17 protein-coding genes are annotated in these 13,226 nt (G+C 40.9%); 7 read left to right on the top strand and 10 right to left on the bottom strand.

The window, feature by feature from the left end:
• Positions 1–69 precede the first annotated feature (69 nt).
• Both C7457_RS07500 and C7457_RS07505 read left to right on the top strand, forming a co-directional pair.
• A complete protein-coding gene (locus tag C7457_RS07500) occupies positions 70–627 on the top strand; it encodes a DUF2062 domain-containing protein (RefSeq protein WP_245939617.1) in 558 nt (185 codons plus the stop codon).
• Positions 590–1,297: an N-glycosylase/DNA lyase gene (locus tag C7457_RS07505; protein WP_121171639.1), complete on the top strand. Its 708-nt coding sequence runs from the start codon at positions 590–592 to the stop codon at positions 1,295–1,297. Before C7457_RS07500 ends, C7457_RS07505 begins: the two co-directional genes overlap by 38 nt.
• Here the strand turns inward: C7457_RS07505 and C7457_RS07510 are convergent, their stop codons facing one another.
• From C7457_RS07510 to C7457_RS07540, 7 genes are read right to left on the bottom strand one after another with little or no spacing between them, the layout of a single operon-like run.
• Positions 1,298–2,089: a TlyA family RNA methyltransferase gene (locus C7457_RS07510; RefSeq protein ID WP_121171641.1), complete on the bottom strand. Its 792-nt coding sequence runs from the start codon at positions 2,087–2,089 to the stop codon at positions 1,298–1,300.
• Complete coding sequence (gene rseP, locus C7457_RS07515; protein ID WP_121171643.1) at positions 2,089–3,372, bottom strand: RIP metalloprotease RseP; 1,284 nt, start codon at positions 3,370–3,372, stop codon at positions 2,089–2,091. Before rseP ends, C7457_RS07510 begins: the two co-directional genes overlap by 1 nt.
• 8 nt (positions 3,373–3,380) lie before the next feature.
• The gene (holA, locus tag C7457_RS07520) at positions 3,381–4,340 is read right to left on the bottom strand and encodes a DNA polymerase III subunit delta (protein ID WP_121171645.1); all 960 of its coding nucleotides are present in this window, start codon (positions 4,338–4,340) and stop codon (positions 3,381–3,383) included.
• Positions 4,300–4,881 carry a 4Fe-4S dicluster domain-containing protein gene (locus C7457_RS07525; protein ID WP_121171647.1) on the bottom strand — a complete coding sequence of 194 codons (582 nt, stop codon included), beginning with the start codon at positions 4,879–4,881 and terminating at the stop codon, positions 4,300–4,302. Before C7457_RS07525 ends, holA begins: the two co-directional genes overlap by 41 nt.
• Positions 4,878–5,462 carry a YqaA family protein gene (locus C7457_RS07530; protein ID WP_121171649.1) on the bottom strand — a complete coding sequence of 195 codons (585 nt, stop codon included), beginning with the start codon at positions 5,460–5,462 and terminating at the stop codon, positions 4,878–4,880. Before C7457_RS07530 ends, C7457_RS07525 begins: the two co-directional genes overlap by 4 nt.
• The gene (surE, locus tag C7457_RS07535) at positions 5,463–6,224 is read right to left on the bottom strand and encodes a 5'/3'-nucleotidase SurE (protein ID WP_121171651.1); all 762 of its coding nucleotides are present in this window, start codon (positions 6,222–6,224) and stop codon (positions 5,463–5,465) included.
• Positions 6,214–6,465: a nicotinamide mononucleotide transporter gene (locus C7457_RS07540; protein ID WP_121171653.1), complete on the bottom strand. Its 252-nt coding sequence runs from the start codon at positions 6,463–6,465 to the stop codon at positions 6,214–6,216. The genes surE and C7457_RS07540 overlap by 11 nt, the downstream gene beginning before the upstream one ends.
• A gap of 68 nt (positions 6,466–6,533) precedes the next feature.
• Between C7457_RS07540 and C7457_RS07545 the strand changes: the two genes are divergently transcribed.
• On the top strand, positions 6,534–7,622 hold the full coding sequence (locus tag C7457_RS07545; RefSeq protein ID WP_147422191.1) for a WYL domain-containing protein: 1,089 nt from the start codon (positions 6,534–6,536) through the stop codon (positions 7,620–7,622).
• Here C7457_RS07545 and C7457_RS07550 read toward each other — a convergent pair.
• Genes C7457_RS07550 through C7457_RS07560 form a run of 3 tightly spaced genes read right to left on the bottom strand, consistent with a single transcriptional unit; the run spans position 7,615 to position 10,640 of the window.
• A complete protein-coding gene (locus tag C7457_RS07550) occupies positions 7,615–8,016 on the bottom strand; it encodes a YkvA family protein (protein ID WP_121171657.1) in 402 nt (133 codons plus the stop codon). The genes C7457_RS07545 and C7457_RS07550 overlap by 8 nt on opposite strands.
• Before the next feature lie 40 nt (positions 8,017–8,056).
• Positions 8,057–9,154: a radical SAM family heme chaperone HemW gene (gene hemW / locus C7457_RS07555; protein ID WP_121171659.1), complete on the bottom strand. Its 1,098-nt coding sequence runs from the start codon at positions 9,152–9,154 to the stop codon at positions 8,057–8,059.
• The gene (locus tag C7457_RS07560) at positions 9,141–10,640 is read right to left on the bottom strand and encodes a tetratricopeptide repeat protein (RefSeq protein WP_121171661.1); all 1,500 of its coding nucleotides are present in this window, start codon (positions 10,638–10,640) and stop codon (positions 9,141–9,143) included. The genes hemW and C7457_RS07560 overlap by 14 nt, the downstream gene beginning before the upstream one ends.
• A 78-nt stretch (positions 10,641–10,718) precedes the next feature.
• On the opposite strand from C7457_RS07560, the gene C7457_RS07565 reads away from it, so the two are divergent.
• From C7457_RS07565 to argF, 4 genes are read left to right on the top strand one after another with little or no spacing between them, the layout of a single operon-like run.
• Positions 10,719–11,597: an N-glycosylase/DNA lyase gene (locus C7457_RS07565; protein ID WP_170137389.1), complete on the top strand. Its 879-nt coding sequence runs from the start codon at positions 10,719–10,721 to the stop codon at positions 11,595–11,597.
• Positions 11,597–12,082, top strand: coding sequence for a type II secretion system protein (locus C7457_RS07570; protein WP_121171666.1), 486 nt, complete (start codon positions 11,597–11,599; stop codon positions 12,080–12,082). Before C7457_RS07565 ends, C7457_RS07570 begins: the two co-directional genes overlap by 1 nt.
• Positions 12,058–12,291 (top strand): hypothetical protein, encoded by a 234-nt coding sequence (locus C7457_RS07575; RefSeq protein ID WP_121171668.1) that lies wholly within the window; start codon positions 12,058–12,060, stop codon positions 12,289–12,291. The genes C7457_RS07570 and C7457_RS07575 overlap by 25 nt, the downstream gene beginning before the upstream one ends.
• The gene (gene argF, locus C7457_RS07580; RefSeq protein WP_121171670.1) at positions 12,288–13,217 is read left to right on the top strand and encodes an ornithine carbamoyltransferase; all 930 of its coding nucleotides are present in this window, start codon (positions 12,288–12,290) and stop codon (positions 13,215–13,217) included. Before C7457_RS07575 ends, argF begins: the two co-directional genes overlap by 4 nt.
• Positions 13,218–13,226 lie beyond the last annotated feature (9 nt).

Raw genomic sequence — 13,226 nt, forward strand, 5'->3', positions numbered from 1 at the left:
TCCTCCTTACCTTAAAGTGCAGTGGCAAATTTAACACCCTTTCTTTGAAGTTTCAAGGAGAACTTTCTATTGATTTTCTTATTTTTATTCAATAAACTTAAATATGTTATGAAGAACATAGTAAAGAGGCTCTTCTCCTTCAAGTTCTACGTTGACAAGCTTTTAGAGATGAGAGACAGGCCCGACGAGACCGCTAAGGGCCTTGCCTTAGGGGTATTTATAGGCTTTCTTCCAGTTAACGGTTTTCAGGTTCTTATTGCTGTTACAATTGCAGCTATAACCAGGGTTAGTAAGGTAGCAGCTGCTATCGGTACCCACGTTACTAATCCATGGACGACAATTCCGATTCTAATCCTTGATTACTACGTAGGTTGTCTTCTTTTGGGGAGGGATTTAAGATTTCCCCACGTTAACTTCTCCTCTTTCTCATCAATACTTGAGTCGGGAAAGGAAATAATAGTTCCCATGTTTGTTGGTGGGATTCTTCTAGGTACGGTCTTCTCTGTTCTTTCCTACTTTGGAGTTAAGAGACTCCTAAAAAGAGAGGTCGGTCTAATAAGGGGCTACGTAGGGAGGTTAAAGGAGGATTTTGGAAGGAAAGAAAGAGAAGTTAAAAGAGGTTCTTAAGAAGTTTTCTTTAGAGGATGTTGAAAAGGTTGAAGAGATTGACAGGCAGTTTAGGGCTCTTAAGGAACTTTACGAGGAGGTTAAAAATCCGGAGAGGTTTTTAAAGCTTGTAATTATAAATGCTCTTCTTTCCTATCAGCTTCAAATGAAAGGTGAAGAGTACTGGGAAGCTTTCTCTGAGTTTTTCAAGAAGGGGAAAGATATAGGCGATTTTCAGGAGTTCCTTTCCGTCTACAATAGGCGGTTTCTAAGTGCAAAGCTCAAGAGGTTTCAGAAGGCTAAAAGGTGTGTAGAGGAACTCTTTAAGGAGTTTTCTGTTGATGACTTAGGGAAGGACTTGAAACTCCTTGTTGATTATCTATCAAAGTGTATGGGGCAGAAAAAGGAGGCAAAGACTGTTGTCTTTGCGGCAAAGATGTTTATGTACGGATATAGAATCGTTTTCGGAAAGTACCCGGAAGGCCTCTGGGAGATAGAGATACCTCTTGATTCAAGGCTTAAGAAGGTTATACCTACCGTTAGGGAGTGGAGGGAGCTTTCTAGAGAAGTTAACATTCCTCCAATTCACCTTGATGCTCTTGTTTGGGTTCCGATGGGAAACCTTACACCTTTTCCAGAGGATTTGAAGGATAAGCTGAACGAGTTAAAAGGAGTTCTAATTGAAAGTTAGCTATTCGTGAGAGATAACCTCTTTAACTTTCTCTGTATCTACTTTATCGTCATCTCTGTTCTGGGAGAGTAGAACGAGGAACTCCTTGTTTCCCTTGGGACCTCTTGGCTTTGAAAGTGTTAAGTCTTCAGGGTAAAGTCCGATTCCCCTTGAAAAGGAAAGAATTTTCTCTATCGCTTTTCTGTGGAGTTCCGGGTTTCTAACAACTCCCTTTCCCCTGTCAACTTCCCTCTTTGTAAGCTCAAACTGAGGTTTAATGAGTGCAACTATTTTTGCTTGGGACTTTAGGAAATTCTTTACTACCGGTAGGATTTTCGTAAGTGATATGAAGGAAACGTCAATAACTGCCAAGTCAACCTTCTCTGGAACTTCCTTTTCTGTTAAATACCTTGCGTTAAATCCTTCAATGGACACTACCCTTTCGTCTTTCCTTAACTTCCAGTCTAGCTGACCCCTTCCAACGTCAACTGCGTAAACCTTTTTAGCACCGTGTTTTAAGAGACAATCTGTAAACCCTCCGGTTGATGCTCCTACGTCAAGGCAGGTAAATCCATCAACTTTAAGGCCGAACTCCTTAATGGCGGTTTCAAGCTTCAAACCGCCCCTTGATACGTAAGGGATGTCCTCCCCTTTTAACTCAATCTTTGAGTCAACAGGAACGGAAGTTCCTGCTTTATCTATAACTTTACCGTCAACCAAGACCTTACCTGCCATTATTAAGGCTTTAGCCCTTTCTCTGCTCTTTACTAGTCCCTTTTCAACTAGGAGTTTGTCAAGCCTTTCCTTCTTCACTACCTGATTACCCTCATAATGTCGTTGTAGAAGACTATAATCATTAAAAGGGCAAGTAGGAAGAGTCCTACCTGCTGGAACTTCTCTCTAAAGAAGGGAGAGAGTGGTCTCCTCCTCATCATTTCAACTAAGAACATTAAAATCAACCCTCCGTCAAGGACCGGTAAAGGCAGTAGGTTAAAGTAGCCAAGCTGTAAGCTTATAAAGCCCATGAAGTAGATGAAGTTTGATATCCCTGCTTTTGCCGCCTTTCCAGCTACTTCGGCTATTAAAATTGGTCCTCCGAGGCTCTTTATAGAGGCTTGACCCGTTATTAGCTTGAGAAGGAAAGTGAAGAAGAGTGCAGTTTGGTTTTTAAACTCCTCTATACCCTTTTTGAAGGCTTCCGGTAGGGGATACTTTATGTAGACCATCTCAAACTTTGGAACTATTCCTATCGTATACCTTCCAACTTCCTCGTTGAACTTTGGTTTTATCTTTACCCTTAATTTCTTTTTACCCCTCAGTACTAAAAGTTCTACCTCTTTTCCCTTGCTGTTTCCAATTATCTCAACAACTTGTCTCCAGCTGGTTATATCCTGACCGTTGATCTTTAGTATTACATCCCCGGGCTTAAGGCCTGCTTTCTGGGCAGGAGAGCCCTCTATAACCTTTCCGATTTTCGGTTTTATCGCCGGAACTACGTCTAGGGTTCCTATTCCGTTTTCCTCATCTATTCCAGTTTTTACCGTTAACTCCTCAACTCTTTCATCCCTTTTAACTTTTACCTTAATTTCCCTGTTTGGGTTTAGGGCAACTATTTGATTGAACTCCTTCCAGTTTTTAACCTTTTCACCGTTAACGGAAATTATCGTGTCTCCCGGCTTTAAGGGTATCTGAGTTGAAGCTACTGCCCCTATTTTTACTTTCTCAACTTGGTAGGACGGAACGTAGCGTCCAAGGTTGTACGATAGGGTAAAGAAAAGGACTGCGAGTAAGAGGTTCATCATAGGTCCTGCTAAAGCTATAACTATCCTCTGCCAGGGAGGTTTTGCGTAGAACTCGTCAGGGGACTTGGGAGGTTTATCGGGGTCCTCACCTGCCATCTTTACGTAGCCACCGAGTGGAATGAGGCTTACTGCAAACTCAGTCTGGCAACAATTGAACTTAAACAGTTTTGGTCCAAATCCAATTGAGAATGTTTCAACTCTGACTCCAAATAACCTTGCTGCCAAGAAGTGACCGAGCTCGTGGACGAAAATTAGGATACCTAGAGCTATTACAAAGTAGAGGATAGTCTGCATGTAACCTCCTAGCGGTTTTGAGAGAAATTTATTCTACTTTCTTCTCTTTTAAAGGCAAGCTCAGTTAGAGCTTCTCTTCCTCCTTTTAACCCAATCTTTATTGAGAACTCAGCTTCGTGGAGCTCCTTCAAAATCTTTAGAAGTTCTAAGAGCCCTACCTTTTTAGCGCTCTTTTTATACGTTCCGATTACCTCTTTTGGTAGCCTAACGCTCCTTCCACATGCAACTTCAATCATGTTCCTTACTTGACTTTGAAGGAGTCCTACTATCTGTAGGGGTTCACTACCCTCCGTTAGGAGGTGATTGACGTTTTTAATGAACTCCCTACTCCTTCCCTCAACCAACGAGAAGACAACTTCAAATGGGTCTACCCTTCCACTTGAGAAAAGGAGGGACTCTACAGCCTCCTTTGTCAGTTTGCCGGGGTAGAGGAGCAGTTTGTCGGTTTCGTGTTTTAGCTCAGTTAAGTCTGTTCCTACTAATTTAACTATGTATTTAATGAGTTCTGGAGTGATTTCCTTACCTGCACTTTTAAATTTCTTGGCTATTAACCCGTAAATCTGCTTTTCACTGTAGGGCTCAGATTCAACTACTAAGTTTGATAGTTCAAGGATTCCCTTAAATATCTCGCTTTTTAAACTCTTCCAGTCAAGTTTTCCAAAGGCTGCAACTATGAAGGAGTTTAGGCTTTTTAGTTTCTTGATGAAGGCCTCTTTTTGGGATTTTTTCCTAAGCTTTGAAGGGAGCTCCTCAGCGTGAAGCAGGACGGGAACGACTTCTCCGTCAAAAAGGGTAGAGCCTGTAAATTCCATGAACTCCTCTAAAGAGTCCGGGTAGAAGAGCTGGTGTTTTACTCCATTAAGAACCCTCTTAAGGAACTGCCTCGTTAAGTACTCTTCGCTACCGTAGATGAAAACTCTTCCCGGTTTAATCTCTCTCTTGAGAGCTTCCTGAACCTTTATCTTCATTCTTCTCCTTTACCAATTCAATAGCTTTAGGATTGGTAGGACAGGCGTGAATACACCTTCCGCATCCTGTACACTCTTGACTGTTAAATTCAGGGTAAGCGAAGTCCTTTAGCGTTATGGCTTTATCAATTTTTGGACACGACCAGTAACAGCTCTGGCAGAAGACGTCCTGGTAGGCAACGCACCTTTGAACAATTAACTTTGCGTAAACTCTGTACTTCTCAAGGTTTTCCTTTTTGAGAGCTCCGCTTTTGCAGGCCTCTATGCAGGAGTAACACCTTTCGCAGTAGTTATTATCAAAGTTCATCACCGGAGTTTCAAAAACTACTGGGTGCATCTCCTTAACCGTTTCAAGAACTCCGGTAGGACAAGCAGAGATACAGGTTTTACACTTTGTACAAAGCTTTAAAAACTCATCCTCTTCTCCGCTTCCAGGTGGCCTTAAGTAAACTCTGTTTGGTTTTGTTGCCTCGTAAGTAAACTCTGCTGCCGCCTGTGCTATTGATTTTCCTAGTAATTTAAAGAAACTCCTTCTGCTCAAGGTAGGACTCCTTTCCTGTACCTTCTGTAAATTAAGAAGGCTATCGCCAAGAGAATTCCAAATGCTAAGGATATTAGGTTTAAGTTTTTAGTAATGGAAGTGGAAATCTGTGTTCCGAAGAAGTAAAAGAGGGAAGCTTCTGCAAAGAACCTTATTCCTCTTCCAAGGAGGGAAAAGACGATGAGCTTCCACAGGGAGGCAAAGAGGACTCCGGAGGTTATTGTAAATACCTTATAGGGTAGCGGAGTAAAACCTGCAAGTAGGATAATAAGGGATTCGTAGGACTCGTAGAGCCTGTGGACCCTGTTTACTTTCTCTTTACCGAAGAACTTCTTTGCAAGTGGCTTACCTCCTAAGTACCCCAGGTAGTACCCTACAACTCCTCCGAGGGTTGAGAAGATGGTAGTCACTAGGGCGTAAAAGAAGCTCCTTTCAGGGTTAACCGAACACAGGGTTATTAACAGGACGTCAGGGGGAATTGGGAAGAATATTGCCTCAATGAAGGCATTAAAGGCAAGGGCGTAAACTCCATATTTAAGGGTTAAGCTTTTCCAGAAAGCAACCGTTAGGAGTTCTACCATTTACCACTCGTAGCTTTTGAGGATTTCAAGGGCTCTGTAGTCTGTTAGGTCAAGGTGGATAGGTGTAACTGAAACGTAGCCGTTCTTTACTGCCCAGTAATCCGTTCCCGGCTCTGGAATCCAGTCTGGTTCCTCTCCACCTATCCAGTAGTAAACCCTTCCCCAAGGGTCTTTCCTTGCCTCAACTTTCTCGGTGTAGTTCTTCTTCCCCTGCCTTGTAACCTTTACTCCTCTAACTTCTCTGTAGGGAATGTTCGGTATGTTAACGTTTAAGCAGCACCCTTCAGGTAGGCCTTTTTCGTAAACTCTCACTGCTATTCTCTTTGCCCACGTGGCTGCGTCTTTCCAGAGGAAGTCTTTAAAAGTTGCTAAGGAGAAAGCTATACTTGGTATTCCGAGGAGGGCTCCTTCCATTGCGATTGAGACTGTTCCTGAATAGGTGATGTCCTCCCCGAGGTTAGGTCCTCTGTTTATCCCTCCAATTACCATATCTGGTTTTTTCCCCTTCATGATTGCGTGGATTCCGATGTAGACGCAGCTGGTTGGGGTCCCGTCAACTGCAAACCAGTTCTCTGCAACTTGCTCGCACCTTAAAGGTCTGTGGAGGGTTAATGCCCTACCTACTGCGCTCCTTTCCCTGTCTGGTGCAACGACAACAACATCTGCAAACTCTGAAAGTGCCTCATAGAGGGCCTTTAGACCTTCAGAGCGAATTCCATCGTCGTTTGATAGGAGAATTTTCGGTCTTTCTCTATGCTCCATGGCCTTTTCCCATAAAAACCCACCTTATTATACCTATCACTTCAACAGTTCCGTAGATTAGAGAGCTCACCATTATTCCGTACTGTTTTGTAAGGTAGCCGTAGACGGCATACAACATTGAGGCAAACAGGGCTACAACGAAACCTACCTGGGGGAAGCCAATTGCCGTTATGAAGAGGGCCACTACTCCAACGATAGATGCAACTATCTCAAGGGCTTTCTGAAACCTTGTCCTTTCCATTAAACTCCCCTTTCTGTATAATCGTGCAGCCTTAAAATAGACCAAAGGGGAGGGTTTTGCCAAAGTATTTGGAAAAGAGGTTATATCTAGCTATTGAGGTTCTTAAGTACCTTTCAGAAAACGGGAGCTCCTTTATTTCAACCACAGAAATTCAGGATAAGTTAACCTTAAGAGGGGTTCTTTCCGGAACCAATCCTTCGGCCGATAGGAAGAAGTTGAACAGAACTCTCTCAGATCTCCTTCAGGCGGGCTACGTTGAGTCAAGGTTTGATAACGTTAAGGGAAGAAAGCCCCAGATGTGGCGGCTCAAAGTTAAGGCCGTTCCTTACTTAGTTTCTCTTTCCGAAGAAGAACTCCTCTCCCTCTTTACTTTAATCTCTTTTGTTCCAAGGAAATATAGGAATTTAGAGGTTTTAGAGCCCGGATTGCGGGCAGTTAATAGATTGGGAAAGCTGCTTGATAGGGAGAAGAAAGAAGTTGCTATGGAATCGTTTGATTATCTACCTGTTCCAGTAGAGAGGTTTACAAACATTGCTCCAGAAACTCTAAAGATGATCTTTAGGGGAATTGTTGAAAGGAGGGAGCTCTTTATTAACTATGAAGGGAATCAGTTTACTGTTTACCCGATAAAAGTCTTTAACTACAATGGGATTTTCTACCTCTCTTCCTACCTTCCTCAGGAAAGGAAGTATAGGCACCTCCACATCGTAAAGATGAGGGTTTACGGTTTGGGGAGAGAGTATCCCCTCTACTACTGGAAGAGGTATAAGGATAAGTTCTTCTCATTCTCTGAAGAACCCTTTATTATGAAGGTGGAGCTTCCGGCCGATTACATGGCCAACCTCAAAAGAGAACACTCGGTTTTTCTCTACCCTACGCAGTTTCATATTGAGTGGGATAACCAGAAGGTAACAGTTTGGCTTGTAGCCTTTAGCAGCTACCGTTTCGCAAGCTGGATAATACTTGACGAGTTGAAGGCTGTTTATCCTCCTTCTTTGGAAGATATAGAGATTGCTAAAGAAAGGAAGTTAAAGGAACTTTATGAAGGTTTAACTTATAACCCTAAAGAGAACATAAGGAGGTTTAGTCACTTTAAAAAGGCATTAAAAAATTTTCTTGAAAAGAGAATGGAGTTTTACTCTTCTCTTGTTAACTAGTTTTCTCTTCCTTTCGTTCTTCCCTCCATACCTTATACTTGTTTAGGTCCTTTTCAATTAACGTTAGACAAAGACCTAAGACGAAAGCATCGTCAATCTGGCCTACTACGGATATAAAGTCAGGTATAACGTCTAAGGGATTTAATACGTATAAAAGAGCAGCAATAGTTGCTGCTATGGTATGCCAAGGGACTTCTCTGTACTTTCCACCTTTAAAGTCAGATAGGAGTTCAAATAAGAGTTTTATTTCATAGATAAACTTCCTTAACTGACCTTTTAACTTTTCCTCTATCTCCTCTCTCTTCTTTAACACTTTTTCAACGTCTTCTGATTTTACTTTCTTTATCTGATCCTCAAATTTCCTTTGGGCTTTTCTCTTCTTTCTTTCATCCATGGGAATCTCTCCGTTTTAGGTTTATACTATTCTACTTGAGTTAAAGAGCGGATAGGAGTTCCCCTATTACGGCGTTAGAGATGAAGAGTCCCTTCTTCCCTAACCGGACCCTTCCTTCTGACACCTCTAAATAGCCCTCTTCAATTAACCTCCTTACTCTCTCACTCTCTAAGGCTCTTTCAGGAATAAGTTTTCTCTCTATCCCTTCTGTTAAGCGTAGGCCCATCGTTATTTTAAGCTCAATCAGTTCCTTACCTTTAAACTCTTCTCTCTCTTCAATGGGTAACTTTCCCCTTTCAAGGGACTCTTTATATTTACTGTAGTTTGAGTAGTTCCTCCAGAAGAGACCGCCTTTAAAGGAAGCTGCTGAGGGTCCAAGTCCTAAGTAGTTCTCCAGTTTCCAGTAAATTAAGTTGTGCTTGCTTTCAAAGCCTTTTACGGCGAAGTTTGATATTTCGTAGTGTGTAAACCCTTTCTCTTTTAGTATCTCTACAGCTTCATAGTAAGACTTTCTAACTTCCTCTTCATGTGGAAGTTCCAACTTTTTCTCCTTAACCAGCTGAGAGAGAGGGGTTTCCTCGTAAACAGTAAGAGCGTATAGGGATAAGTGTTTTATCGGGTATTCAGTTATTTTGTCTACTTCCTCTAAGATTTCATCTGCTTTTTGACCTGGAGCCCCGTAAATAAGGTCAACAGATACGTTTGAAAATACTGAAAGTACACTTTCTAAGGCTTTGAGGTTGTCCTCTGGACTTTGAGTTCTTCCGAGCTTCCTCAGAACTTTACTTGATAAACTCTGAATTCCTAAGCTAATCCTGTTTACTCCTATCTCCTTTAGGGCCTTTAACTTTTCTGATGTAACGTCTTCAGGGTTAAACTCAACCGTAACTTCTGAGAACTGGCCAACCTTTGATAAGATGGCCTCAAAGAAGTCGGGGGTTAGTAAAGAGGGAGTTCCTCCTCCAAAGTAAACTGTTGGAAATTGGGAAAGGTTAGGATTAAGGAGGGATAGTTCAGATAATACCAGCTTCTTTAGATCTTTTTCATTTAAGACTTTAGATTCAGAGTAAAAATCGCAGTAAAGGCACTTCCTTCTGCAGAAAGGAGTGTGGATGTACAGAGCTTTAAACCTGTTCATTACTTTGAAGTTTCTCTATTTTCTCCTCTAAATCTTTATCACTCAGGATTTTATTTGCTTCTCTGTACCATACTAGCGCCCTCTCTCTATCTCCCAGTTTTTCATGGATTTTCCCTATTAGGGCTTTAAGTTTTGCCTTTTCTTCTTCTGATAGTTTGGGATTTTTAATTTGGTCAAAGAGGAAAGATAGTGCTTTTTTCTCTTCACCTTTCTTTCTGTAAGATTCTGCTATTATTGTTGCGGCTTTAAAGGCCTCCTCAGTGTTAAGTGCTTTTTCTGCTATTTTTATGGCCTCATCGTAATTTCCTAATCCAAAGAGAGCTTCAGCAGAGGAGATAGACCGCTTTCCATCCTTTTCTAGTTCTTTTAGAGCATTAACTTCTTTTGCTATTTTTTCTGACTTCTCTTCAGTATCAACTTTATTAATGTATTCAGTTACTACCTTATTAAGGTCAAGGACCTGGTCAAGTACTTCAAGGATTTCCTCAGCTTCAGGTATTTCCTCTTCTTTGGAAGTTAATGGAAGTTCTGGTATAGAAGTTTCGTGTTTCGTTTTTATAAGTATTAATGCTTGTTCGTACATATTTCTATCAATCAAACGCAGTTTGTTGAGGTAATCTTGAGCTTCTTCAATTTCCCCAAGTTCAAAGTTTATGAGCGCAAGTAAGGCATATTTTAACTTAGGTACTTTAATGTTTTCAGCTATACTCTTTAAGATCTCAAGTTTTCCAACTTCTCTGAATGTATCAATTACATATTTAATGAAATTAACATTTTCCTTGTAGTTAGTTAGGAGAGTAATCAAAAGGTCTGTTATTTGAGGTTCAGTACCGATAAGGTGAGCTAAAACTTCAATAAGTTGTTTATCAAGATTTTCATTTCTTTTAATTTTTTGTGCTTTTAAAAGGGATCGGAGTGCAGACTTATAATTTTTAAGGTTTATATACATGTTAGCTGCAAGAACGTAGTTTACTAATGCTTTTTCTTTGTTTCCTTCTTCTAAAAGGAGGTCTGCATACTTTTCGTAAAATAGAGGATGAAATTGTTCCTGTATAAATTCTTCTAAATACTCCTTTATTATTTCAGTGCTTAAGTTTGCTTCTTTATATTTTTTTAAGCTTTCTATAAAGGTCTTAAATGCATCGTAATAAAGTTCTTTCTTTTTATATGCGGTTGCCAGTAATTTTATAACCTTTAAGTTTAGGGGATCAATTTTCAAGGCCTTTTTAAGGACTGGAATTGCTATGTCGTAATACTCCTCTCTTATTTTTTTTTCACCAAAGTCAGCTAAAATTTGAACGGCTTTTTCCTTTTTTCCTAATTTAACTAAAGCATCTACGTAAGGATTGAGAATGGATAGGTTATCCGGATACTTTTGTAGTAGCTTTTCTCCTAGTTTGGCTATCTCCATGTAATCTTGGTTAGAAACAGCTTCCTGAAATAGCTCTTCTTCGGACTTTTTCTTGAAGAGGTCAAAAAGTCCCAACTTTCCTCCGTTTGTAAGGAAGTAAGAAAATTTAAAGGTATTATAATACACCAGAACGTAATTATAATGGAGTTTTTAATGAAGGTTAAGCTTAAACTTCATCCCGATAGGGGAAGGACTCTTGCTTACCATTTAAGAGAGATCTATAAAAAAGAAGGAATTTTTGGTCATAGGGAACTTCCCGATGATGCAGTGAGGGAAATTATAGATGGGCTGAAAGATGAGGAAATTTTATTACTTGTAACTCTCACAACAGCTTTAGACTATATGAGAAATGCTGATGAGTTGTGGAAGAGTTCCATTGCCACTTTCAGGGATGAAGAGATAAAGTGGGTTTTTAACCCGAACGAGGTTGTTCGTAAGGGAAAAGAGGAACTATCAAAGGCCCTTCAAAAGTACAGATTAGCTAAGAAGAAAGTTAGAGACGTTGAAATCTGGCACTCAATATCTAAGACTCTTTCGGAGAAGTACAGAGGGAATTTGAAAGAGCTCTTTGCCGAGTACGATTACGATGTTGATAAGATGTTTAAGGATTTCCAGACCAATAGAAAGGAAGAGTTTCCGAGTATTTCGGGAATAAAATTGTTTCCCCACTGGATAAGGAGTTTAAGAGATAAATTGAATATTCCCTTTAAAAACGTTGAAAAGTTACCAATCCCTGTTGATGTTCACGTTGCTAGAGCCACGTTTACGACGGGTTGTATAACTGGGAAGTATACTTCAAAGGGAATTAATGAAACTGTAAGGAAGAGAGTTATAGAGCTCTGGGAACAAGCCCTTAGGGGGACAGGAATTGCTCCTATAGAGATGTTTAGGCCCCTTTGGCTTTTGAGTAAGTACGGTTGCCATTACAGGAAAAACGATGAAAGGCCGAAGCTAAATCAGTGCCCGGCTAAGGAGTTCTGCATAGAGGGTAAAGTTGTAGTTACCTCAAGTAGGGTGGAGATTGATACCTGATGAGGGCTTTTACTTTACTTGAGCTGGTTATAGTTTTGGCGATAGTTAGTGTCGTCCTTACTTTAGTATTCCCAGTTTTCTACTCAAAGAACCTATCTTCTCCTGATTTGTTTGAGAATAGAGTTAAAAGCCTTCTACAGAGTTCTTTTTCCTTTGGTAAGGGGAAGGAAATCTGTGTGGACTTTAGAAAAAACAAAGTATCGGTTGACAAAGAAACTTTAGACCTTCCTTTCCCTCCAGAAACTTTAGTCCTTCCAGGGAAAGTTGTTAGCAAGGAACTTTTCAGTCGCTACTGTTTTACTCCTTCAGGATTTACCTATTTTGTCTTGAATCTAAAGAGAAAAGAGGGATATCTTATCCTATTTACAATTTTTCCATCGGGTCAAACTCAAGTTCTGAACCTTAAGGAATCTGAAGAAGAAACCCTCAAGGATAAGGTGGAAAAGGGGAGGGTAACAGAATGGTTCAGCTATTACTCGTACTGAACCTTATTGCTATTTTGATTCTATTTCTCTTTTTAGTAAATTTATACTCTCTAGTTAAGGACCTTGACGAGAGAAATGAGGAGCTGGAAAGAGAGATAGTTAAGGAGATGAGCACCGTTTCGGACCTCAAGACTAAAGTAGAACAGCTTGAGGTTAAGGTTTCCCTCCTTCATAAGGATTTGACTAAATATCGGGAGGATTTGGAATGAAAGATTTTATTTCTATGCTTGATGCAGATAGACTCTTTATAGAAAACATAATTTCTCTATCGGCCTTTTTGAAGGAGAAGAATAAAAGAGGAGAACTCTACAGGCCCCTTGAAGGGTTTAAAGCTGCTCTCATTTTTGAAAAACCCTCAACGAGAACCAGGGTTTCTTTTGAAGTGGGAGTTTTCGAGCTTGGTGGACATGGGGTTTATATGGATAACAGGAGCTCGCAACTTGGTAGAGGTGAGCCTATTAAGGATACAGCAAGGGTTCTTTCCCGCTACGTTGACCTGATAGTGATTAGGACTTTCGGCCAAGAAAGGGTTAATGAGCTTGCGCGTTACTCAACAGTTCCGGTTATAAACGCTTTAACCGATGAGGAACATCCCTGCCAGGTCCTTGCTGACCTTTTTACGATTTGGGAGTACAAAGGGAAACTGGAAGGCCTTAAAGTTGCCTACCTTGGGGATGGGAACAATATGTGTAACTCTTGGCTTATCGGTGCTGCCTATATGGGTATGAAGTTCTACACTGCAACTCCTAAAGGCTACGAGCCCCTACCGTTCTACGTAGAAAGGGCAAAGGAAATAGCTAAGGAAACGGGTGCTGAAATAGTTGTAACTCATGATCCTGTTGAGGCTGTTAAAGACGCAGACGTTGTCTATACCGATGTCTGGGCAAGTATGGGGCAGGAAGAAGAAGCTGAGGAGAGGAGAAAAGTCTTTATGCCCTATCAAGTTAACTCTGAACTTGTAAAGCACGCAAAGCCCGATTATCTCTTTATGCACTGCCTGCCTGCCCACAGGGGAGAGGAAGTAAGTGAGGAAGTTTTAGAAGGTGAGCGTTCGGTTGTCTGGGACCAGGCTGAAAACCGCCTCCACACCCAGAAAGCCTTAATTCTGAAGCTGGTAAGGAAGCCTAAGCCGTAGGTTACAGAG

It is taken from the genome of Thermovibrio guaymasensis (assembly GCF_003633715.1).
GTDB lineage: Bacteria > Aquificota > Aquificia > Desulfurobacteriales > Desulfurobacteriaceae > Thermovibrio > Thermovibrio guaymasensis.